This window comes from Pseudomonas sp. XP2, assembly GCF_053557975.1.
Genome location: NZ_JBNRIK010000045.1, coordinates 1 through 23,603, shown reverse-complemented (window position 1 = coordinate 23,603; position 23,603 = coordinate 1). Strand labels below are relative to the sequence as shown.

At 59.9% G+C, this 23,603-nt stretch carries 14 protein-coding genes; 2 read left to right on the top strand and 12 right to left on the bottom strand.

Going from position 1 to position 23,603, the window contains the following annotated elements; all coding sequences use genetic code 11:
- From ACK1VC_RS27990 to tssF, 5 genes are all read right to left on the bottom strand, one after another.
- Positions 1 to 337, bottom strand: a 337-nt coding sequence (locus ACK1VC_RS27990) for a hypothetical protein (RefSeq protein WP_449118172.1), incomplete at its 3' end; no start/stop codon positions are given.
- Positions 338 to 366: 29 nt separating this feature from the next.
- The gene (locus ACK1VC_RS27985; protein ID WP_197884615.1) at positions 367 to 1,989 is read right to left on the bottom strand and encodes a DUF6531 domain-containing protein; all 1,623 of its coding nucleotides are present in this window, start codon (positions 1,987 to 1,989) and stop codon (positions 367 to 369) included.
- Positions 1,982 to 4,732: a type VI secretion system Vgr family protein gene (locus tag ACK1VC_RS27980; protein ID WP_191087388.1), complete on the bottom strand. Its 2,751-nt coding sequence runs from the start codon at positions 4,730 to 4,732 to the stop codon at positions 1,982 to 1,984. Before ACK1VC_RS27980 ends, ACK1VC_RS27985 begins: the two co-directional genes overlap by 8 nt.
- 242 nt (positions 4,733 to 4,974) lie before the next feature.
- On the bottom strand, positions 4,975 to 5,778 hold the full coding sequence (icmH, locus tag ACK1VC_RS27975; RefSeq protein ID WP_449118171.1) for a type IVB secretion system protein IcmH/DotU: 804 nt from the start codon (positions 5,776 to 5,778) through the stop codon (positions 4,975 to 4,977).
- A gap of 16 nt (positions 5,779 to 5,794) precedes the next feature.
- Positions 5,795 to 7,558 carry a type VI secretion system baseplate subunit TssF gene (gene tssF / locus ACK1VC_RS27970; protein WP_191087389.1) on the bottom strand — a complete coding sequence of 588 codons (1,764 nt, stop codon included), beginning with the start codon at positions 7,556 to 7,558 and terminating at the stop codon, positions 5,795 to 5,797.
- Between the two features lie 287 nt (positions 7,559 to 7,845).
- Between tssF and tssM the strand changes: the two genes are divergently transcribed.
- Entirely contained in the window at positions 7,846 to 11,523 is a 3,678-nt protein-coding gene (gene tssM / locus ACK1VC_RS27965) for a type VI secretion system membrane subunit TssM (protein ID WP_224372459.1), read from the top strand.
- Between the two features lie 72 nt (positions 11,524 to 11,595).
- Here the strand turns inward: tssM and tssK are convergent, their stop codons facing one another.
- Genes tssK through tssG form a run of 4 tightly spaced genes read right to left on the bottom strand, consistent with a single transcriptional unit; the run spans position 11,596 to position 15,317 of the window.
- Positions 11,596 to 12,930, bottom strand: coding sequence for a type VI secretion system baseplate subunit TssK (gene tssK / locus ACK1VC_RS27960; RefSeq protein ID WP_191087390.1), 1,335 nt, complete (start codon positions 12,928 to 12,930; stop codon positions 11,596 to 11,598).
- 25 nt (positions 12,931 to 12,955) lie between these two features.
- Complete coding sequence (gene tssJ, locus ACK1VC_RS27955) at positions 12,956 to 13,738, bottom strand: type VI secretion system lipoprotein TssJ (protein ID WP_191087391.1); 783 nt, start codon at positions 13,736 to 13,738, stop codon at positions 12,956 to 12,958.
- Positions 13,735 to 14,307 carry an FHA domain-containing protein gene (locus ACK1VC_RS27950; protein ID WP_197884617.1) on the bottom strand — a complete coding sequence of 191 codons (573 nt, stop codon included), beginning with the start codon at positions 14,305 to 14,307 and terminating at the stop codon, positions 13,735 to 13,737. Before ACK1VC_RS27950 ends, tssJ begins: the two co-directional genes overlap by 4 nt.
- Complete coding sequence (tssG, locus tag ACK1VC_RS27945) at positions 14,304 to 15,317, bottom strand: type VI secretion system baseplate subunit TssG (RefSeq protein WP_023048935.1); 1,014 nt, start codon at positions 15,315 to 15,317, stop codon at positions 14,304 to 14,306. Before tssG ends, ACK1VC_RS27950 begins: the two co-directional genes overlap by 4 nt.
- Before the next feature lie 385 nt (positions 15,318 to 15,702).
- Here tssG and ACK1VC_RS27940 point away from each other — a divergent pair, with 385 nt between their 5' ends.
- Positions 15,703 to 15,864, top strand: a complete 162-nt coding sequence (locus ACK1VC_RS27940; RefSeq protein ID WP_158002896.1) for a hypothetical protein — start codon at positions 15,703 to 15,705, stop codon at positions 15,862 to 15,864.
- Positions 15,865 to 16,006: 142 nt separating this feature from the next.
- On the opposite strand, the gene ACK1VC_RS27935 is transcribed toward ACK1VC_RS27940, so the two are convergent.
- The 3 genes from ACK1VC_RS27935 to ACK1VC_RS27925 all read right to left on the bottom strand — a co-directional run.
- Complete coding sequence (locus ACK1VC_RS27935; protein WP_191087394.1) at positions 16,007 to 17,077, bottom strand: fimbrial protein; 1,071 nt, start codon at positions 17,075 to 17,077, stop codon at positions 16,007 to 16,009.
- A gap of 32 nt (positions 17,078 to 17,109) precedes the next feature.
- Complete coding sequence (locus ACK1VC_RS27930; RefSeq protein WP_191087395.1) at positions 17,110 to 19,620, bottom strand: fimbria/pilus outer membrane usher protein; 2,511 nt, start codon at positions 19,618 to 19,620, stop codon at positions 17,110 to 17,112.
- 229 nt (positions 19,621 to 19,849) lie between these two features.
- Positions 19,850 to 23,603 (bottom strand): RHS repeat-associated core domain-containing protein (locus ACK1VC_RS27925; protein WP_449118170.1); only part of this gene is annotated, 3,754 nt, incomplete at its 5' end.

Sequence of the window (23,603 nt, the reverse complement as noted above, 5' to 3'; positions counted from 1 at the left end):
CGTGGTGGATCGATGAGCCGTCCGGGCGAGTGTGCTGCAGCAGATTGCCGCGCTCGTCGTAGGCATAGACATCGCTGCTGCCATCGGTGTGAATGTGCTGAGTGACGTTCTTGGCCGCATCGCGGAACAGCCATTCCTCATTTCCATCGGGGTGGATAATTCGATACGGATAGCCCAGGATGTCGCAGAAGTGCTGGGTTTCATTGCCGTTGGCATCTGTTATGCGGGTGAGACGGATGTTCGGGTCCCAGCTCAGACGGGTATCCAAACTGCCATCATCGCCCCACTCGCGAACAGCTTTGGCATCAGCGCCTTCGCCAAGCCATTCGAGGTTCATACCCCTCCCGGTACGGTCGGTGTATCGCGTCACCAAGTGGTGTTGGTACTGGTACGTCCATTCGGCACCATGTTCGTCCTTCGCGCTGCAAGATCACCCTGTGCATCGTAGCTGTATGATGCCAATTGGCGCTGTGGCTGGCCCTCAAGCATCAGCCAAAGTGCGGTGACATGCCCGTGATCGTCGATATCCGTATGAATGTGCTGGTGCGGGATGTCGTGTTGATAGGTCACCAAGTCTGAAAGGACAGTGATATCTGCGATGCGATGCTCATAGTGCAGAGCAATGCTTGCGCCACCTTTTTTCTTGATGGAGGTCAGTCGGAACTGATTACCGTCTCGTTGATAGATTTCCTGGCTTTCGTGCCCCCGAAGGATGGCAAGCGTATCGTTGGAAATCCGAGCGATGACTACGTTCTCGATGGGATCGTAGTGACTGCCTTTGATTTTCGGCAGGGAGTACTTCTGACTCCGGCCGTCTGTACCATGGTAGGTGAGCTGATCTTCGTTTAGATCAAAACGAGCGGCGAACGGTGTAATCCAGCGTGCGCCGTAGGGGCTGTCGTCGAAAGCAGACAATGTAGAGCGGTAGGTGCGGTACCATTCGATGGGAAACGCTCCTGGCAACTGGAAGTCAGTGTGGACAATCGTCTCGCTGCCAGTGGCGAAGCTGATGCTGCAGTTGGTTCCCGCTTTTACTCCGCGCTTCTTGCAGTTGGGATCCGCTCTCGTGGGGCGTTGGGCGGGAGCGGCTTCGGTGGAGTTGCGCCCTTGTACTTGGCGGCTTTGGGCAGTGGAGCCGGGAGCAATATTGGCTCGCCGTGATGGCCGTTTGCCTTTGCTTAGTGCCGTGCGCAGCACTTGAAGCATGGCGGCGATGCTACCTGGGTTCGTCTTCTCGCCAATCTCGACGATCTTCCCGCCAGCCATCTCGCCAATGCTTTCGAGGCTTTGAGCAACAGGCTCAAGTAGCTGTTTCAGCTTCGTGCTCTCACCGAGGCCGAGTTCATTTTTACTGAAGCCGTAGCCTGTCTTTCGTTTGAGGAAATCAGAGGCTTCTGCTACCAGGCGTATTCCGGGGAACAGAACCGTTAGGGCTACATCCTTGACTGTTCCGTCCGCCACCGACCTAATCAAGTCGGCCAGGAACTTGCAAACCTCGACAATTTTTGCGGCGAAGCTTGCAAGAATACTCTGCAGCTTAATCTCGACCTCGGCGACGAACGCTTCCAGGTCACCAGGGCAGACGTAGGCGAGTGCGCCTTCAATGGCGCTGAGCAGTGCTTGAGCTATGCCGTCCTTGCTAGCACTTCTTATCGACTTCAATGTCGGGCGCATCACCATTCGGGCAGGGCCAATACCCGGCAGTGGCGCGATAGCAAATAAATTGATGCCCAGGCCCACCCAGTTGAACACATCAGCACGGTAGGTATTGTCGCCCTTGGCGAGCTCTATGATGTCGCCCACTGCATCTGTTGCCGCAAAGATGGATCCGGCTACTGGCAGCATCTCGCCGACGGTTATTACGGTTCTCCAGTTGACGCTGTCTCCAGTGAGATCGGTCAGCCATTTGGCCAGCATCTCTGTGCCGACCTTCACATCTTCTTCGTCAAACGTTTCTTTAGGGGCTACCACCCCGCTGCACCTATCCATGCTGAATGTTCCTTGCGTTGGCGGCGGTCATTGGAATGGAAAGGGCTTTCAACTTGGCCTCACTGACGCCCGACGCCCTGAGGGCAGTCTCCAAGAGGGTTTTGGCGTCTGGGGCTTGCATCTCGCCAGCCTTGATAAGTTGGCTCACAGCCTCCTGCATTGCCGCTGCTGGGCTGCGAGCTTTCACCTGTTGGAGAAGGGGACTGCTCCACGAATGGGGGGCAGACGCCGCTCTGGTAAGGTCTCGACCGAATTGCACTTTCACTGGTCCAGCTGCGAGACCTGATACGACAGCGAAGCCGTTCTCATCCAGCGCACCTTTGACCACGTGGCCAAGTGCATCCTCGACCTCGTACTTGGCGCCTTTGAATGCATGGTTGTTTGCGTAGTGCTGGAACAGCTCCAGATTGCCTTTGCCCGATTTGATGTCTTCAGGAAACGCCGCCGCCTGGCTTTTCGAGCCCTTGTAGATGAAGTCCGTAGCGTGCGCGGTGTACTGGCCGGCCGTGGCGTGCACGATGCCGCCAGCGTTATAGGTGGTACTGCTGCCACCGGCCTGGATGACCAGCTCTTCCTTGGCACTGAGGGTGATGCGCTCGGCAGTGACGGTGACCTTGAGCTTGGCCAGCAGGTTGATGTTGTCCTTGAGCGCTTTGATGTCGATGTCGCCGGAGGCTGCAACCAGTCGCCACCCCATGCTTTGCACGAACTGCCGCACCCCACGACTGGCACTGATCAGCAGGCGTTTGCCAATCGCCAGGCTGGTGTGGCCGCCTGTACTCAGGCCCAGGTGTTCACCGCTAGCGATGTGGGTCGATTCTGGGGTGCTGGTGGCGATGCCGGTTGGGCTAGCGAGCACCAGTTGCGGATCGGCCAGTTCGGGGAAGCGGTTGGCCTCGGGGTTGTCGCCGCTACCACGGATGGCGTTGTGCTGAACCTTGAGTGCATTCCCGACCTCATCCTGATCGCCACCTTCCTGGGCCAGATGATCACGGGCTTCGCTGGCGAAGGTGGAGTGATACTCCTGTGCGGTCTTCAGTCGCTCGGCGGTTTCTGCGAGGTCCGTATGGTGTTCGCTTGCGCGGGCTCGCAGTTCGGTGGTCAGCAGCAAGCCGCCGCCGGCACGCACTACACCGTGCGTATCGGTACGCAACTCGAACCCCTGTCCACGGGGCTTTCCGCCGAAGTGGCGCGGATGGGTGAGGTACCCCAAGTGCAACGCCGAGTGATCGTGATCACTCATCAAGGCCGCGCTGATTTGCCCGGTGGTGTCGTCCAGGCGCAGTTCGTTGTGTCGCTTGCCGTGGTGCTCCTTGCTGCGGATCGGGCTCACGGCCTTGAAGTCGGGCAGGCGGTAGGGCGGGCGGTTGACTACGTGGTAGCTGCGGCCGGTGATCATCGGCTGGTCGGGGTCACCGTTGAGAAAACTGACCACCACTTCCTGGCCAATGCGGGGGATGGTCATATGGCCCCAGGTCGCGCCGGCCCAGGCCTGGGTGACGCGCACCCAGCACGAGCTTTTGTCATCGTCCTGGCCCAGGCGATCCCAGGGGAACTGCACCCGCACGCGGCCGTGCTCGTCGCAGTAGATTTCTTCACCGGGCGGGCCGACCACCTTGGCCATCTGCGGGCCTTCGATCATCGGTTTGGGGCGGGCAGGGGCGTGCCATTCGACCTGAGCCGGGATCAGGGTCGCGGTGAACGCGTAGGTGGTACCGACCTGGGCCTCGGCAGCTTCCTCTTCCAGTGCCGTGAACTGGCGACCCTTGTGCTTGATGTGCATCGGGCGCCAGAGGATGTTCATGTCGTCGCGGGCGTGGCCGGTCAGCTGAAAGGCAATCCCAGGCTGCAGGCGCGCATCGTCCCCTTCGACCTCGGCCACGCGGGCATCACCAAACAGGGCATCGGCCTTGGTCTGGGTAAACGGTTTGCCGGCGTTGTCGTGCTTGTAGCGGCCGGGGTAGTCGTATCGCGCGTAGTCGTGGCGTTGACTGCCCATGTCCTGAGGGAACATGGCGTGCTCATGGTTGTAGCGCGGGTGGGTAAAGCTGTAGTCGCGCTGGACCTGGGTGCTGGTGCGCACCTGCTCGCGGTAGGTGAAGCGACGCAAGCAGGGCTGCTGCTGCGCGCCGCCGGGGTTGGCGACGTACAGCACCGGGTTGCCTTGCAGGCTACCGAACTGGCTGATCTGGTCGACCTGGACCACGCCATGGCTGCCTTCGCTGTGCTCGAAGATCGAAATCAAACCTTCTTCGGCCGACAGGCGCCAGAAAAAGTCCAGGTCCAGGTCACCGGCCTGGACGCAGAACTCTCGGTTCTGGTGCGGGTGGGTCACGTACTGGGTAAGCGCTCCCCACAACCGTTCGCGGAACAGCTCTTCCAACAGCTGCGGGACTGGCCGGTGCTGGAAGATCCGCCAGTCCGATTGCAGGCCGGCGCGGGCCAGCTGTGGCTCGACGACGGCGCGGTAGCGGGTGCGGCGGTGGCCCGTTGTGCCCTGTTCAAAACTACTGATCAGGCCATGCACATGGCGCACCGCCTCACCCTGCTGCCAGAGGGTCAGCACCGCGGGTTGGTCGAGCAAGGTGGCAAAGTCGGCGTTGTCGGCGAAGCTGACCAGTTCGACTTCCAGGCGGTAGAGTTCGCTGACCCCTTCGGTCAGTTCGAAGGACACCACATCAAACGCAATTGCTTCATCGGCGGGTGTGCTGAAGGTAAAACGCACATCGTTCAAGTTGCTCATGCAGACTCCTGCTGTTCATCCTTTCGGGCAGGTTCATGGAGCCGAACGCGTTATGGAACGCGCGGCGTAAGTGCACTCAAGACCGTAGTGAGGAATCCGTTCCAAGTCGCCGCAGAGGCTTCCTAAAGAGTTGTAGGAAGTTTCTTTAAATACGTTGCTTATCGTTTTTATGGGCAAAGCCGTACTTGCTGCGCTTGTAGGCACAGTGACTAATGAGTCAAGTCAGTTCGGTGTGATCGAACTTATGGCTGCAGCATGGTTTGCAGTGAATCCAGAACTTGCTGAGTGATGCTGTTGAGTCGGGCGGTGAGGTACACATAGACACCCGTACAGACCACGCCCATGACCACCCACGGTGTCCACCACGGCCATTGGCGAGGCATGCGGTAGTTTCGGGGCGCGACATTTTTCAACGGGTCGGTCAGGGGCTGTAACTCGGGCTCAGGTCCGCGCAACTCAACGATTCGGTCATGGACACGGTTGAGCCAGACTTCCAGCTCGTCGTCGCCATGGATCTGGTTGGCGTACTTGCCCCGGTAGCCGAGGGCCAGGCACCAGAACAGGAACACAAACAGGTCATAGCGTCCCTCGGGGGCCTCAAGCAGGTGTTCGAGCACACTGAAGAATTTCTCGCCGCCCCAGGTTTCCTCATGAATGGCACTGAGCAACGACTGGGCTTTCCACGGGGAGTCGCGTCCCCAGGGGGTAGCCATGACAGCTTCATCGACCACGCAGCACAGGCAGTAGGAAAACACCACACGGTCGCCCTCATCGCAGTGCTCGAGCTGTCGCACCTCTTCGACCATGACGTGGATCTGGTTCTTCACGTAGGCGAACAACTGTTCCACGTGCTCATAGCGTTCGGTGCCCTCCAGACGAACGACGAGGCCGAGCAGGGGCGACGCAATGTCGAGGATTGGGTTGTTAGTATTGGAGCGGGTTTCGAAGCCCAGTTCGTCGACCTGAGGGAAAAGCTCACTGATCGGCGGTGACTCCCGCGTATCTTGCTGATCTTTGTCATAGGTTTTATTGGATGCAATGCTCATAGGGTGGACCTCCTGGTCACATCACCGGCTGCCGCCCCGTCCGGGCGGACCATAGCTGGCGGTTTGCGTTGGCGGTATTGATGATCTGCAGTTGATGAAACGAACGGGTGCTGGCGTACAGCGCCATGAAGTGGGACAGCACGTTGCCGAACAGCTGCATCTCGCCCTCGCACTCGAAGCCTGCAGGGTCGATGTGCAGGGTGGTGCGCATGCCGCGCACGGGCACGCCTTTGATCAGCCAGTCATAGGGCTCGCTGCTCACCTGCTTGATTGCGTTCAGCCGCTGTGTGGTCCTGCGCGCTTGTTGCAAGTCGTGGACACCGACGAAGTCGTAAACGCGCAGCACCGAGGCCAGGGCGGCAGGGGAAGACAGCGAAAGGTTGTTCAGGGCCAGGTTGGAGATCAGCGCCCAATGGCGGTCACCGTGGCCACCGCTCTGCAGGATGGGTGGGTAGCTGCGGGTGGGCCGGGTCAGGTTTCGGTAGGTGACGAACGAGGGCGTGTCCTGGGTCGTCATATCGACATCGCCCACGTTCAACTGTTGTGCCAAGGCGCCGTTACTGCAGGTCAGGTCGATGTTCAGGACCTCTTGCTGCCCTTGATAGGGCGCAAGGTTGTGCTGCACCAGGCTTAGCCGGTGCTGAACTTTGTCGTTGATCGGCTCGTGCTCGATATTCAGTTTGTAAAAGCGCGAGGGTGTCTGCTCGGCCAGCGGGAAGCCGCGGTCCAGCGTTTCGAATGGCTTGAAATCCTGTACATGATCCTTGGATCTCTGGTGCTGGCTGCTGACGCGATCGATGCTGAAGATCTCATCCTCTACGCGGCCCCGCCGACCTGGGCGCACGGTTTCGCCGATTGTCTGCTCAGTCAAATGAATGGGTTCGGCCGAGCGGGTGAACAGGTTGATGGCAGGGGCGCAGTTGAGCAGGATTGTCGTGGAGTCGATCTGGATATCCGCTGGCAGGGGGGCGTTGAAACGGAATTCCAGCTGGATGTGCTCAGCCGTTTCATCGGGCCAATAGCGCTCCAGCCCATCAATGCGGAACCCGTGAAACCGCTCGGGGAAGCAGAAGAACTCCTGCAGGATACGGTAGCCGTCCAGGTGCTCTCCAGGGCTGGGTAGCAACGCTTCATCTACCTCGAATCCAATGAACCGTACCGAGGCCGGCAGCGCGAAGCGGTGCTGGCCAACGTGCAGATAGAGCGTGTCCAGGTGCAGCGACAGCCATTGATAGAGGGTCAGTGCATTGTGGCTGCCGCCCGCCAAATGAAAGCATAAGTGATCGCAGTTCATGCGCCGCAGTGGCTGCTCGGACAATGCCCCCAGGTCGATGCGAACCACGGGCGCTTCGGCGCTGGGTTGCGTGGTGATCTTGCGGATCTCCAGCGGCGTGATGGCGAGATCTGTGCAGGTGCGAAATTCGCAGCTCACGTCGTCAACGGGGCGCGAGAACACGGGAGTGCCCTTGCGCAGTATCTGGGTTTCGCTGAGCGCGTGATCGACAGGTTTGAACTGCATCAGTGTTGCGCTCGGGAGGGGGCGCAGGAAGTTGGGGTAGAGCAGCTGCAGGAGCGGGTGGGTAAGCTCGGGCAGGTGGTCTTCAATCTTCATCGACAGTCGGGCGGTCAGGAAGGCAAAGCTTTCCATCAGGCGTTCGGCGTCCGGGTCTGAGGCCGTTCGACCAAGGACGCGCGCCAGGCGCGGATCGTCCTCAACCAGATCGTCGCCTAGCGTTTGGAGGTGTTGCTTTTCCTGTGCGAACCAGTCTTTGAACTTCATGTTTATTGTTCGCCTGCTCTAGCTGGCGCGATACGCGACCATAGATAAGTTGTTTAATTTTTGGTGTAGGAAAGTTCCTACGAGTCTGCGATTTGATGTAATTCAGTTGGGGCTTCTATTATTTTTCTATGGTAGATGGGCGGGCTGCGTCTGCAAGGAAAGTGTTAAATAGTATTTCTTGATTATTGTCGTTGAATAGTGTTTTGCAGTGCTGCTACTGTCTTTCGTGGCACGCACCGGGAGGGTGCTTCACATCATCGAATATGCAGTCGGTAAGGTTTGCCACTATGAAAGTGAAACAGGACAACCTGCTGCGGGCTTTATCGCTGTTGCAGCGCCAGACAATGCCCGTAGTTGTCGTCGCCGTAGTGCTCGGTATTGCCGCCGGGATAGTTTGGCTATGGGGATGGGGGCCTGACTGGCGGTGGCGTGACCAGCAGCCTCTGGCTGATCTGCCCGTGCGCGTCGCGGCCACGGTGATGCTCGCGGTGGTGCCGCTGCTGGCCTGGAGTGTGCTGGTATACCGGCGCAACCGCTCGATCTTGCTTGAGCAGCAACGCCAACAGCGCGAAGTGCAAGATCCCTGCCTGGTGTACGAGCAAGCCCAGCAGCGCTCGCTCGATAGCAGCCTGGCTCGCTTGCTCGACAACCAGCGCGGGAGTCGGCAACGTTACGAGGTGCCGTGGTACCTCATTCTTGGTGAGGAGAATGCAGGTAAGTCGAGCTTCGTCAGCCGTTCAGATCAACGCTTTGCACTGACCCGCACCGAGCGCGGTGCAAGCCAACGCGTCAGCATCGACCCCGACTTGGCGTTCGGCATCGACTGGTGGATTGGTGATGACGCGGTGCTGATCGACCCGCCGGGCGAGTTCATCAGCCAGCCGGAACGACCGATGCCGGTTGCCGAGCCCTCAAGGTCGGCGCCAGTCAGTGATGCTAGCAGTGAAGCCGAGACCACAGAGGGTGCTCAAGAACCAGCAGCAAGGGCCGAACCTACCGAGCCTGTTGGCTTGCCCGCCGGCATTGAGCGACGATTATGGCGACACATGATCGGCTGGCTTGCGCAAAATCGTAGTCGGCGACCACTTAATGGCGTGGTCCTGCTGGTGGATATGGTCAAGCTGTTCGGGCAATCAGCCAAACAGCGACGTGACCTGGCATTCGTATTGCGGGCTCGGCTGACGGAACTGGGCGGTGAGTTGGGGACACGCTTGCCGCTGTACGTGGTGATGAGCAAATTCGACTTGCTGGAGGGCTTCGAAGAACTGTTCGCCAAGCTGTCGGCTCGTGACCGGGAACAGGTGCAAGGCTTCACGTTCACCCTGGAATCGGTGAATGACTTCGATGCCTGGCTGGAAGAGCTGGCTGCAGCCTACCTGAGCTATATCGAGCGCCTGGGCAGCCAGCTGATGAGCGCCACGGCCAACGTGCCTCATATTTCACGCAAGAACACCTACTCGCTGCTCAAAGAGCTGAGCGGTGCGCAGAGGATGTTGCTGAGTTTTCTAGGCGATGTACTGGGCAGCGATCGCTACTCCACCCCAGCCTTGGTGCGTGGCCTGTATTTTTCTTCGGTCTACCAGCGCGGGGAGGTACGCAACCTGCTCGCAGATGCATCTGCCCGCGCTTTTGCCTTTACCCCTCCTGCGCTATCGACCAAACCGCAGGGCACTTCGGTGGTGTACTTCGCGCAGCAGCTGTTGCAGCGCGTGGTGTACCCCGAGGCCGGGTTGGCCGGTGATAACCAGAAAGTCGCCCAGCATAAGGCGCGGCTGTTGAAAGGCGGAGCGGTGGCGGCTGGCGTCTGTGGGTTGGTCATGGTCAGTGGTTGGCTGTACTTCTACAGCGTCAATCGCGACAAGGCGCAGCACGTGCTGGAGAAAAGCCACGCATTCACCAACACCAGCACAGACGCCAAGGGCGATTCGACAGGCCGCAGCCTGTTGCTGCCGCTGAATGAAATTCGCGATGCAGTCAGCCTCTATGGCGACTATCGCTCAGGCTGGACCGTGTTCACGGACATGGGGTTGTACCAGGGCAAAGCCATCGGCCCGCAGGTGGATCAGGCTTACCTGAACGCCTTGGCCCGGCGCTTTCTGCCAGCGATTGCGGGTGGGCTGGCCGCGACCATCAAACAGGCCGCCCCCGGTAGCGACGTGCAACTGTCGGCTTTGCGCATTTACCGCATGATCGAGGAGCGCAGCAATCGACGACCCGAGTTGGTCGAGCAGTGGATGGCCCGTGAATGGCAGAGAGCCTACCCGGGGCAAGGCCAGCTGCAGGCCGCGTTGATGCGTCACCTGACGTACGCGCTGACCTACGCCGATGTCGAGCTGCCCGACTATCGGCAGGTCGTCGCCGATGCGCAGCAGCAGTTGCGCAAGTTGCCGCTGGCCCAGCGTGTCTACATCAGCCTGAGGCAGCAGGCTCAGGAACAACTGCATGGCGAACTGGACTTGCGTAACGAGATTGGCCCGGCTTTTGATATTGTCTATGTGCCGCTGGCCGAGCGCGATCACCAGGCGGCGGTCGATGCCAACCTGGCCTTGGCTCCGTTGTTGACCGCGAGCGGCTTCCGCGACTACTTTGACCAGCACAGCCAGAACGTGGCAGACCTGGCCCTGATCGATCAATGGGTACTGGGGGAGCGTCGCAGCCTCGACTACTCCGACGTGGATCGCCAGGCCCTGACCGAGCGCCTGCGTGCTTTGTACAGTGCTGACTACATTGACAGCTGGCGGCGGGTACTGAACCAGTTCTCGGTCACCGAGTTTACCGACCTTACCCATGCGTTGAGTGTGCTGGAGCAGGTCACAGGCCCTGCTGCCCCGATGCGCCGATTGCTGGAAACCGTGCGCAACAACACCCTGATCTATCCGCAGGTTGCGGATAGCGAGAAACAGTCAGCGGCCGACCAGCAAGGTCGCGTCCAGGCCATGGGCATCTACCGGTCTTTCGCTGGCCTGTCCGGGATGCTCGATGTGCAGGGTGACAAGCCGTCGTTCTATGACGAGACATTGCAATCTATTAGTGCTGTCTATGACTACGCGAAGGCGGTGCAGGACAATCCAAATCGCGGCAAGGCGGCGTTGGCGGTGGCCTTGAGTCGTTTCTCGGAAAAGGAGCCTGACCCCATCCGTAACCTGCAGCGCATTTCCACCGGGTTGCCCGAGCCTTTAAACCGGCATGTTCGCCAACTGGCGGAGCAGACCTCCCAGGTGTTGATGGTCATGGCGTTGCGGGAGCTGGAACAGCGCTGGGACGCAGAGGTGTACAGCGTCTACCAGGAGCGTCTGGCATCACGCTATCCCATCGAGCCGGCCGGGCCGGATGTCTCGCTCAAGGACTTCGAAGCCTTCTTCGGCCCGCAAGGGCAGCTCAAGCGCTTCCAGGATCAGTACCTCACGGTGTTCCTGAAGGACAACCTCGATGCACTGTACTCCAGTGCCGACGATGGGTATCTGGTTCGTCCGCAGGTCATGAGCCAGCTCAAACAGGCAGAAGCCATCCGTAACGCGTTCTTCGACAACCGCGGCGAGTTGAATGTGAGTTTCGGGCTGGAGCCGGTGGCCATCAGCAACGGGCTGCGCGGCAGCGTCTTTGGCCTGGATGGTCAGCTGCATGCGTTCGCAGATCGGGGCAAGGAGCCAATCGGCATGACGTGGCCAGGCCCTGCTGGGGAGAGCGGGCATAGCCGTGTCACCTTGGTCCAGGCAGCGGGCACGACTGTCAGCCAGGGCTATCACGGTCCCTGGTCGTTCTACCGCTTGCTCAGCCAGGGTGGCTTGAACGCCCGAACACCCACCAGCGTGGACCTGAGCTTCAGAATCGCCGGCGATACAGCGCGCTATAAGTTTCATGCCACGGGCACGAACAATCCCTTCACGCGGCCGCTTTTCTCAGGCTTCGCCCTGCCGCAAAAGCTACTGCGGGAAGACGCTGCCAGTGAAGTGGCTGAGCGGTAGGTGGTCGGCAGGACAAAGAAATCCCAATGCCAGTGATCTGGATCGGGATTTCTACTGGGCTATGACAAAATTTCAGTCCGGCCTGATCGCCCAGAACTGCATTTCCAGGCTCGGGAATTGCCCGGCAATATGAAAACCGAAGCCGCTGGCGTTCTTGAACTGCTGCCAGCTTTCATGCTGCCGGTCGAGCTCGAAGTAGACGAAGCCGGAGTGATGGGGCAGGTAGCGGGGTGTGACCAGTTGCGGGATAAGCGGTACGCCGGGCATCTGTAGTTGGATGAACTGTGGTAGTTGCTCGATGGACGTGACCTTGCCTTGCTGCTGGAACTTCTTGCGCAGTTCCTCGACCGACAGGTCGGCCCGCACCGCCAGGATGAAGGTCGCAGCCTCCAGCAGTTTGCGCTCGTGCAGGGTTGCTGTCAGGACACCGTACTGTTGCTCCTGAATCGGCAGCGACACGGCACGTGGTTGCAGGATGGTGCTCAGCGAGCGGCGCAGGGTTTGCTCCAGCATGTGGAATGAGCCAGCCAGGTCATCGTGTTGGTAGGCGGGGTATTCCAGTGGCAGCCTGCCATCGTCGGTGAAGGTCGTCAGCTCACCACAGGCTTGCTCCAGGGCAATGTGTAATTGCTCGGGGTGCACGTTGCGGCGGCGTGCCAGGTGATGGAAATACGGATGCAGCCGATTCAGCGCCTGCAACAACGCGAAGTCAGTGACATCTGCAATACCGGACTGCCCCGGTGAACAAATCCGCTCTGCGAGGTTGCGCGCACGTTCACGCATCAGCTGTGACGCTTCTTCAAGGAAACCCAACAGAGCGGGCGCGGCCTTGAGTGAGAGGCTGGTGGGGTAGCAGCGCTGATCGAGTAGCACGCTGCCGTCGGGGCGTTTGTCCAGCACCTTGGTCATGGCCAGGCAGCTGTATGCGCTGTTGTCATCGTCCTGAAGCTTGATCTGCAGGTTCGGAACGGCGACATCGAGTATCGTCGAGTCGCCACTGCCACCGTGGTTATCCATGACTGGCACACCCTTGGCAATGAACCGGCCGTCCACGTCATTGTCGGGCCAGCGTACCTGCGCTGCCCCGGTTGCATGCAAGGGCAGGGCAAGGAACACGACCTTGTTCGCCACTCCAGGCGGGATCTCCAGCGGTGCAGGCGCAGGCATGTCACCAGGAATGTCGAAGACCGTCCCATCGGGCATAACGCCACGGGCACGGGTGATCGCAATCTTTCCAAAGCTCAGGTATTCGGCGTTCAGTTCCAGCTCGCTGAACCCATAGAACGCATCGTTCAAACTGGAGACACGCTGTTGCAGTGCCGATTCGGCGGCGTAGGCCATTTGTTGAAAATGTTGGGGTTTGACGAACAGGCCTTCCTTCCACAGGACGGCGTTGCGGGAGCTCATAAGTTTCAACCTTTAATGGATGGCGTTATGGGGCACGGCGTAATTCGCTGTCGTGCCGAAGCTCAACGCCGTTGTTTTCGAAGTGAACATGTACCGTATGGTTGTAACCGCGCGGCTGGATGCGAATGGTGTCTTTCCAGTTTCCTTGGGGACCATCGGCCAATCGAGCGATGACCGCGATGTAGCGAGTGCGTTCGTTGAGCGCTTCATGTTCGATGAACTTGAAATGGCCTGGCATCAAGCGGTAGTCGTCGACGCTGATCAACGTGGTACCCAGGGCTTTTTCCAGATCTTCATCAACTTGGTCATAAGTGGCACCCAGCAACAGCGAGTCATCCCTGAGTTGCAGGACTTTGAAGGCGATGGAGGATGGGGGTTGCCGCTGTGGCCGTTGGCTAGTCTCCAAGGGCAGGCCGGGCGCAGTTGCCGTGTAGCCACCCAGGGGTGTAGGCGCCGTCGCCTCGTTGATGGCCCGCTCACCCTCGACGGACGCGGGGTAGTTCTGCTGCAACTGTTCGGCCAGTGAACCCAGCTTCTCAGTCAGTCCTTGTGCATCTGTGGCATCCAAGCTTGCCGAGAGCTGCCCTGAAGGGGCTGGCGATGCAGTTTGGGCTTTTGCGACAACCTGTGTTGCCGGCAAGGGCGCTGGCAGGTCTACGGCATATAGGCTCAGGCCCAGATGGCTGATGTCCTGATTGGGGCCGCCGATAGGTAGCGTCGGGTCCGCCAGTACTTGGTAAATCTTGCTGATCGATGTGCATCCACTGAATGCCAGGCAGACGAGCAGCCAACCGATGAACCTGTTCATCGCACCTCCTCGCCGAAGATTTCAGCGATCGCCGGGTCAATCCGGGCGTGTGCGGCCTTGTCGAGATAGGCCAGCGGATCGCGCTCATCTTCTGCCTCAGGCGCCGAGGCGTGATGAACGCTCGCTGTTTGGGTAACCAGAGCGCCGAGAGCCTGAAGTGGGCACATCGCTGGCGGGCTTTCGAATGGCGAAAGCGGGTTATGTGCGCCTGACTGCCCTGGCGCCTGCTCGTCCACGCTGAGCAGGCGTATGGCAATGTAGTAGTCACCGATCTGCAGCCTGTCATTGTGCCTGAGGCGAATGCGCGTGCCTGGTAGCAGCACGGTGTCACTGCCATTCATGAAGCTGTTGCCGCTGTGGTCGATGACGCAGAAGTGCCCTTCATGCCAAATGATCTCGCAGTGCACTGGCAGGATACGCGCCTCGCGATCATGCAGTTGCCAAGTGCCTTGACTGCCGATGGTGCCGCCAGCACGATCAAACCGATGCAACGGCTCGCTGCCATGTAACAACCTTTGCGGATTGAGGACGGTGAGGGTGATACTGGGTAACAAAACCTGTGTACTCATGCACGTACCGTGATGCGAATAGGGGGAGGTGTGGGGTCTTTGCGGTCGGCAATGAAGCTGGTCCAGCCCAGGTGGGTGCCATGCTCGGCTCTGAGGCTGAAGGGCGGTGCTTCCTCGGCGCGCATGCGCAATTCAAGATCGTATGCCCCGACATCGCGAAGCAGAAAATCCACCAGCCGGGCCAGGCGATGGTAGTTGTCGCCACTGGGGAGAAATGCGCGGAACTGCTGCTGGTCCAGGCCCGCGATCACAATGGTGAATTTGCTGCTGCGTGACTCGGTGCTGCTGCCTACCAGGAAGTTGTCGTTGAGCGCGCAGTTGCGCATGCCCAGGCCATTACGTTGAGACTGTGGAATCGACACGCTGCGTTTCTCGAACTCGCGGATGCTGACCTGCTGCAGGTCGAAACAGTGCGCGATCATCCCGGCCACCATGCTGGGTGAGCGGCTGCGGCTGGCGATCATGCCGACAAAGCTGAGCAACCGGCTCCAGGGCAGCGGGGTGGCGCCACGCAGCGCTGCATCCTCCAGGCCGATCATGGCGAAGATGTAACGGGAAAAACCGTCTGTCGCACCCGGCTGGAACCGCCGGTAGTAGCGGTACTTGCGCCAGCCCTGATGCAGCAGGGTATGCAGGCGATGGTTGAAGAAGTCGAGGAATGCTGGGCGCAGACCAATGCCCTGTGCGTGCTCGTAAGCAATATCGTCAAGGTAATAGCTAGGCAGGGGGGAATCGGTGCCATGCAGACCAAGGAACGTGGCCTGAATGCGGTAGCGGTCATCGGCTATGCGGTCCGCACGCAGCACATCGGCGACAGGGAACGCGAGACGTGGGGTTACGTTCAAGCGCAATCGCCGGCGCGTTTCACGAGAGGGCGGTCGCTGCTCAAGGTCATCGCCGTGCAGTTGATGCAGCAGTTCCAGCAGCTGGAAGTACGAGTATTGATAGGCCTCATTCAACACAATGTCCGCCGCACGACGAACGTGCTGTTTGTCTGATTCATCGTCCATGTGAAGTTCTCAAATAATAAGGATTCAGGAGTTTTACCCCTTGCATGTTTATTTCTGTAGGAATAGTTACCGCGGTATGCTCACTCGTTAAACAAGATGCTGGGGCAATTATTCCTAACTAGAGAAAAACCATGCATTGAGAAAGTGCTCTCGGTCGAGCACTGAAATGTAAGAAGATGTTTGCTTATTGCCGGTTGGATCTCGATTGCGCGGATGCGAGCGTTTCCCTGTGTCGGATGAGCTCAAACCGTGAGATGTTCAAAGAAGTCTCGAGATTATCCCTATTGCAGCTGAGTGCATGAGTTGCGCGATGATCGGCAGAGGGAGATAGGAGATCACCCAGCGCTGGATTCTTTTGGCAGGGGAGCGGGTAATTGACCTGGGCGTGTCCACCAAGCAGTTGAAGACGTTCCGGGCGCTGCCTTTCAACGTCATTCCCAGCGTGGTGCATGCTGGTAGTGGCTACTCTGAAGAGCAGATCGCGGCTCTGATCATGGGGGATCCCCGTGATGAGATCAGTTATTTCAAGAAGATAGAGCGGGGATGACAGTCTCGTTTCCCGCTCCAAATCGAAAAACGAAGAAAGGGACGAAAGTCCCTTTCTTCGTTTTGTGCGTCTGTTTTTCATCCCGCAGAGCGGTCTGCTGTTCGTGCAACGGACCGAACTGGCCCGTTGCTCCCTCTCGACCTTACTTGTAATAGATCGTGAAACTGAGTGCGCTCTTGGCGTCCCCGCTCGTGACCACGGGTGCCACCTTTACGTAGCGGGCGCTGAAGTCGATGCGTATGTCGTCGGGGTCGGGGGAAATCTGGGCCATTTCCAGTTCCTGGCCAAGTGCGGCGGGTGTCTCGCCGTCGGCTCGAAGCACTTGTACGCCAATCCCGGACGCGCTGTTAGGGTCGGGTGTCAGGCTGAACAGGCCCTTGTCGGCATCGATCACGGTTGCGCCCTTGGCCACCTCCAACTTGACGTAAACCCCTGCCTTGCCCCCGGTGCACTTGGTCAGGTTGATATGGAATGGCCTCGGGCTGGTGCCCGAGCCTTCGTCGTTGAAGGTTTCCAGCTTGTGTTCGCCGAGGTCTACCGAGGTGTCGCTGACCGCGTCGGCTCGCAATGAGCATTCGGCCTGGGTCACTGTCCCGTGCAAATTGGCCCTCAGCACCCTGCCCACGTCTGTGTAATTGCCGGTGAAAATCTCCTCCCCGAGAAAGTACTGCGGCCCCGAATCTATGTCGCCTGTCTTGATGACCGTGATGAGGGTGTCCAGGTAGTTTGTGGTAATCGGCAGCCCTGCCGGCTGGTCCTGGTACCCCTTGTAGGGAATGGAAACTGGGGTCAGCGGTATCCAGCGAGTCTGGTTTCCACCAGCGTACTGTTGTCCGAGTCCCACGTGTATGCCGATGCCCGGGATGTTGGTTTCGAGCACCCGATCGGTTTCGATTCCCGGGATAACGGGCAGAGGCCCCGGGAAGAGCTTCATGGAGTTGAGCAGGTTGACTTCGGCATATTCGCCCGCCACCGGCACCGAGCAGAGGAGGATGTCGCCGGTGGCGTTCGGCGTCCTCATCTGGCTGGCGGTGCGGATGACCGTACCGACCGGTGCATCGCGCGGTACAAAGAGGGGCTCCAGATGAATGTCGTACAGCAGTTCGCCGCTCGGAGCGTCTTTCCAGTAGCAGAGGGCAAGCGCGTTGCTGCTGGCGAACAGGCTTGTCAACGCCAGGGGCAGGATCGCGCGGCGGATGAATGAAGCGTTCATGGTGATGGTTTCCAGTGCCGGGTGGCCGAGGGTCAAGTCGTGGGGCAATTCAGCGTCTGTTGGTGGTAGCCCTGGGTTTGCTCCATGCTGGCGGGCTCGATCTGCAGCTGACATTGCTCATCATTGGCTTCGCCCCAGCGCACGTGCAGCGTCTGGGGTTTGTCTTCCACAGCCAGCAAGGCCTGGCCGGCCTGGCCGACCACGCCCAGCGACGTGCCGCTGATATCGTTGACCTGGGTGCCGAAAGGCATTGGTCTGCCGTTGGCCTGGAGCAGGGTGAGGATCAGCCGGCTGACCTTGCGCGCCTGGAATTCGGCCAGCACGATCGCGCCGCGGCGCGGTATCAGGTGCTGGGCGCCGTTGTCGATGTGCACTTGTGGGCCGAGGTCATCGGTGTTCAGTTCGAGCAAGTTGCTGCGGTACGGCCGCAGGTACGGCACCAGCATGTGGCCGCTGCTGTCGCTGCGGCTTTCAGGGTTGTTCTTCACGCCAACCCCGGCAACATCGGGCACGTGTACCAAGGCATTGGTTTCGCCAAGATAGCGGCCAAGGGTCAAGCCGCTTTCGTGCAGCAACAGGCTGCCGCTGGCGTTGAGCGACAACGTACGGTAATCGTCACTTTGCGTGTAGCCGGCGCCAAGGCTGGCGTTGGCTCCCCGATAGTTGGCGGAGAAAGCGGATGTCTGGTTGCGCCGCGCGTCGCGGCTGGTCGAGGCAAGGTAGCTGAGACGGCGGTCCATTGCGCTGCTGGAAAAACTGGCCCGCTGGCTGTGTTCGCCGTTATGTGACTGAAGGCTGATGTTGGCGCTGGAGGCGCGACCGAAGCCTAGGGGTAGCGAAACGCTCAAGCCAAACATGCGGTCATTTTGGCTGCGCTCGTTCAGGGACTGTGAGGCGTACAGGTTGTAGGAGACATTGTGCCAGCTGGTGCTGAGCTGCAGTTGGTACTGACGCAACTGCTGGCCGCTTTGCCAGTAGTCGTCCTGGGTCATGGTAAAGCTGAGTGAGCTGCGGCTGCCCAGGCGCTGGTGGGCAGAGGCTTCCAGGCGGCTGCGACGGCTCCCCCGGTACGCGCTATAGGCATTGCGTTCGCGCACGGCCTCGTCGTAGTCGCGGTAGCCTTCGGTGGAGTAGCGGTAGCCGGCGAAGCGCAGGTTGGTGCCGGTGTCGAATGCCTTGCCGTAGCGGGCGGCGAAGCTGTGCCCGTGAACCTGGCCCAAGGTGTTGCCCAGGTCGGTCTCGGCGCGGGTTACATCAAGCGACAGCGCGCCGAGTGTGCCCAGGTCGCGAGCGGCGCCCACGGTGGCTGCGCGGTAGTAGTCGCCACCTTGCACGCCGCCGTACAGGGTGGTGTTCAAGCTGGTGCCGCGGGCCAGCGTCGCCTGCCACAGGAGCGGCGCGTCGAGGTCTTCGGCACCGTTGTAGCGGCCGAAGGTGGCACTGTAGCGCCATACGCCTTCGCGCAGCAGGTTGCTCAGGCTGGAATAGGGCTGGATGAAGCGCCTGACCTGACCGTCGGCTTCAGTCAGGACGATTTCCAGTTCACCACTGCCGCCGCCCACGGCGAGGTCATCAATTTCGTAAGGGCCTGGGGCCACATAGGTGGTGTAGATAGGGTAGCCGTTGTGCAGCACTTCGAGCTTGGCGCGGGTCTGTGCCACGCCACGGATGATCGGTGCGTAGTTTTGCATCACATCGGGCAGCATGCCCAGCTCGGAGGCCAGCTGCAGGCCCTTGAACGGCTGGCTGCGGAACACGTCACTGTTGCTGAAGGTTTCGCCCAGGGTCAAGGTGCCGAAGCTGCCGGGCAGGTCGCGCTGGGCATAGGTGTTGGTGTGGGTCCAGCGCCGGCTGCCGTGTTCGTCCTCCCGCAGCGACTGGCTGCTGCGCAAGCGCCAGGGGCCGAGGTTGAGGCCGCTGCTGAGGTTCAGGTCCTGGCTGCTCTGGCTGCCACCGTGCGCCAGGCTGCGCATTTGTGCCGAGGCCTGGTAGTTGATAAAGGCGGCATTTATGCCGTAGTCCCACTGCTCGGCGCTGGGCATGCGCCCCGCTTGCCGGATCATGAATGCCTGGGGGATGGACAGCTCCAGGCGCAGCCGCCCGCTGTCGAGCTTGGTCGTGGCGCCAGGGGCGAGGGCTTCGAGGTCGATGCAGCTGTCATCGTCGGGCAGCGGCTGTGCCAGGCTTTGTTCACGCAGGCCGGCCTGGCGTAGCAGGGTGGCGTTCAGGCAGGGGCGCAGGGTGCGGTGGCCGTCGATTTTTTGCAGGTGTACATCTTGCTCGGCCAGGAACACCAGGTTTACCCAAACCTCAAGGCGGTAGCGGCCAGGGGCGAGTGGGGTTTCGGCAGCCAGGGCCTGAAGTGCAAGGGCACCGGCGTCGGCGGGCTGGTCGGGGGCTTGGCGCATGAAACTGGCGTCGAATTGTGGGGAGGCGCTCGCCGGGCGTTGCGGGGCAATCAGCAAGCTTCCTGAACCAAGCGCCACGAGCGTCGTAATCCGCAGGCGCGATAACAGTAGCCTGCGCGTGGGGGGCAGGAGCATGATCTTATCCTTGACAAGGGCGTGTCGATGCGGTCCGGTCAGACCACGTGGGCCAGGTAGTGAGGCGCGATTATGTTGCGCACTACTGAGTTACGAGGGGCACGATAGGGAATGTGTGCGCGGGGATATGTAGGATATATCTGCATGATCTGATGAACTTGTCATCAGAACGATTTTGAGGGGAAATGAATCGGGACCGCTTTGCGGCCCCGAAATGCTGGTAGTTCTCTTAGTTATAATTTAAGAAAGCACCACTTTGATTACGTATGTTGCTGCGTGTAGGATCGCCCGATAAACGGCCTTGTACGTTTTCTTCGCGTTGTCGCCCAACCTGCTTTATTCCTTTACTTGTTCGACTCACGAAATGTTCGTACAGCCAGCTTGACCCCGAAGGTGTCTCAGCTGTTTGAGTTGCCTGACCTGCCTGACCTGCCTGACCTGCTTGAGGTGCCGCAGGTGCCGCAGATGCCGGAACCTGTGGTGAATTAGTCGGCCCGGGCATTGCGCCTATCTGCGAGTCTGAGCTTGCCGCTGCCATTTCAGGCGATTCTGTCAAATTTGTTCTACTGGCTGGGTTTGGTAGTTTGCTCCCTGGCGCTGAAGGCCGGTTCGCCTTCCACTGCTTGTACGTCCCGCCCCCCCCACTAAATATCAAGGGCGTAGCGGCACCCAGGAAGAAACCCCCTATGCTGTTCCACATCATGGCTTTCTTTGGATCTTCCTCCTTGGCTGCTAACGCCGTTGCCGTGATGCCCATGCCCAGGGCCACAACCCCAAGAAGCAGCGCACCCGCAGGGGGGAGAATTGCAGTCAGTACAACGCCGACCATCAAGCCTACAACCCCCGCAATGACCGGCAAGATCGCCCCCCAAATGCTTGGCTTCTCGGGTTCCGGCAGCGGGTCCTGGTAGGGCGGTTTCGGATCCCTGCTCGGTACTGGCGAGGACCTGTGGCCAGTTGGGTCGCGCCAGTTCACCGGGTCACCCAGGGCGTACAGGTAGGGGTTCACGCCGACCTCTTCCTGGGCCAGCGAGTCTGGGCTGTGGAAGCGCATCAGCCCGGGGTTGTAAGCCCGGTAACCGCGCCCTAGCAGGTACCAGTCGAGCTGCTGTTCTCGCACTTCACCATTGAACGCCAGCAGACTCTGCAGTGTGTCATCGTCACCGCGTTCGCCATACAGGCTCAAGTACGCTTCGTTGACCCCGGCGGCCCCATACTCGGCAGTGACCGAGGCGGTATTGTCGGTCAGCAGCAGGCGCGTATTCTGTGGTTTGGTCGGGTTCTGAAGCCCAAGCGGATGAGCGCCGCCGTGCAGGTAGTCCACCCGCTCTGTGTCCTGGCTCACCGTGCTGAGGCGGTAGTCTTCGTAGCGGCGCAGTTGTTCGGTATCTCCACCCTGGGTAACGCCCACCAGATGATTGTGCCCATCGTAGCGGTAACGCACGAGGGCAGCAGTGCCATCGCTGGTAGACACCTGCTTCAGGCGCCCGAAGTCATCGTACTCGAGCCGGCGTCCCCACTCATCGTTGGTCTGGTTGCCGTCATCGTCATAATAGACCGCCTGCGCTACCGGGTAATCCGGCTGCAGTGAATGAGTCAGCTCGCGCAACTGGAACATGTCGTGGACGTTGGCTGTGCTTGCATTGCCATAGCTGAAGCGGGCTTGGTCGTCTCTGCCGTCACTGAACATGGTGTTGCAGCGTGTGAGGTTGTTGAAGGCGTCGAAGCGGAACGTCTGGCTCACGATAGAGCGTCCGGCCCGGTTACGCGGCAGGTAGGTCTCGGCGTCGTTCTCGTCCTCAACCGTGTAGGTGACCTTGTCCAGCCGGTTCAATGCATCGTAGCGGAATGTTTCGAGCAGGCGCTGCTGGCCGTCTCGCAGTGTCGCCCGGCTATGCAACAGGTCGTCGTCTCTCCAGACCAGTTTCATCGTTCGCGTGCTGCCGCCATCGAGGGTCACGCTGCGTTCGCATTCACGTCCCAGGTCGTCGTAGACAACGGCGCTGATGCTCTGCCGTTTGCTGGTGCGGTCAACGGTGGTGGTGGTGTGCAGGCGACCGTCGTCGTCATAGGTGAAAGTGGCGGTGAGGTTGCCTTGTGTCGTGGACTCAAGCCGTCCCTTGTCATCGTATTCGTAACGGGTCAACGGGCCGTCGCTGCTGCTGCGGGTGAGCGGGCGACCCTGCAGCGACGCTAGATGCTCGATGAAATAGCTTCCCGCCGATTGCTTGTCCGTCCAGGTTTCCTTCAGCAGGTAGCCTTGGTCGGTATACTCATAGTCCCGAGTACCCGCGCCGTTGCCAGCCGAAGTGATCGCTGCGTCGGGCCTTGTGTAACCGAAGATGGACTCTTCGTTGGCGGCTGTTGCACCCTTGGGGGTCATTGTGATCGAGACGGGCTGGTGGGACAGTTCCGGTGTGTAAGCATATTTGAGGATGCGCCCCGATTGCTTCTCATGTTCATCGACCAGTGTCATTTGGCCTTGATAGCGGAAGCTTTCTGTCCTGTTGCCGACCGTTAGATGGGTGAGACGTTCCAGGCCATCGAACGTACGCTTACAGATGATGGTGCCTGCCTCGCCTTCGGTTGGCGCAAGCTCCAGTTCGGTGGTGAGCTCATTGATGCTATGGCTGGCGAAGCGGCGTAGCAGGCTGCTGCCATCCGGGCGCTCGGTGCTGGCCATGCGGTTCCACACGTCGTAGCTGAACCTTGTGGTCTGCTCCAGTGGCGCTGCATCCTTGTCCAGTGGGTCACGCAGTTGCTGCACCTGGCGCACGCAGCGGCCGCCACCGTCATAATGGTAGCGCGTGCTGCCCACCATCTGGCCGCTCAGGTCCAGGCGCCGGTCTTCGAGCGGTTTGTCGAAACGGTTGAATTCAGTGCTGACGCACTGCCGCCGCATGCGTGGTCTGGCTTCTGTGAAGCGCTCCTGCCACTGCTGGACAATGAACCCTTCCTTGCCGAAGGGCGAGCGTTCAGTGCATGCCACCACGCCGTCTGGCATCAGGGTGCTGGTGCGGTTGCCCCAGCCGTCGTAGCCGAAGGTACTGGTGAGGGTGCGTGTCTCGCTCTCCAGGTAATCGTAGCTGGTCTGCGACTCGACCCGGCCTGCGCTGTCGTAGTGCGTAGTTTGCACATCGTGCCAGGTGCGCTTACCGGTTTTCTCATCCTCGGTTTCTCGTTCTTCGCGGATAGCTCGATTGTAACCATCGAACCATGTTCGGCTGACCACCCCGTTTACATCCTTTACCGTTTGGTTTGGCTTTGCGCCAAGCTCATAGGTGTATCTACGGACTGCTTCATGAGATGTTCCGGGCGCGATGGTTTCGACCGTCAGGCGGTTGAGGGCATCGTAGTGGTAGTGAGTTTCAACCTTGTTGAAATCCTGGGCGCGGTGCAGCAGGCCGGTATGGATCGACACGGCACGGGCAACCGCCCGTTCCGCCAGGTCATGACCTTTGAAGGTCTCGCGCACCTGCAGCAACGTCTTTTGCTGGTTGTCATCGTTGATCAGCGAATGGAAAAACGTTGAAGTCGCAGTTTTTTCCCTGTCAGGGTCGCTCAAGTCTTTCAGTGTCACCGTCTGTTGGTCCAGGCGGCCATGCAGGAAAGCATTGTGCTCGCTCTCCTTGAGGAAGCGGCTTGTGGTGGTGCGCAAGACCTTCTCACCCTCGTCGTCTACCTGCAACACGTCTTCGCCACCAGTCGCTAGGAAGCCCTTGGCCGCACTTGCCCCACTCAGCGCTGGCAGGTGCTGGTAACGGAAACGGGTGCGCAGGGTCTGCGCCTGGCCTTCGCCGGTGGTGGCCGGGTGCACGGTGCTGGTCTTGCGGCTACGGGTGAACAGCTGCGGATCGGCCGGGCAATCGCTGCCTTCGCCGGTGTGCGGGTAGTAAGTGTGCCGGGTGTGGATCGTGCCGGCCAGGGTGGCGAGCTCGTCGATCGCATCGCCTTGATAGACCGGTGCTGCGGCCTGGGACTCC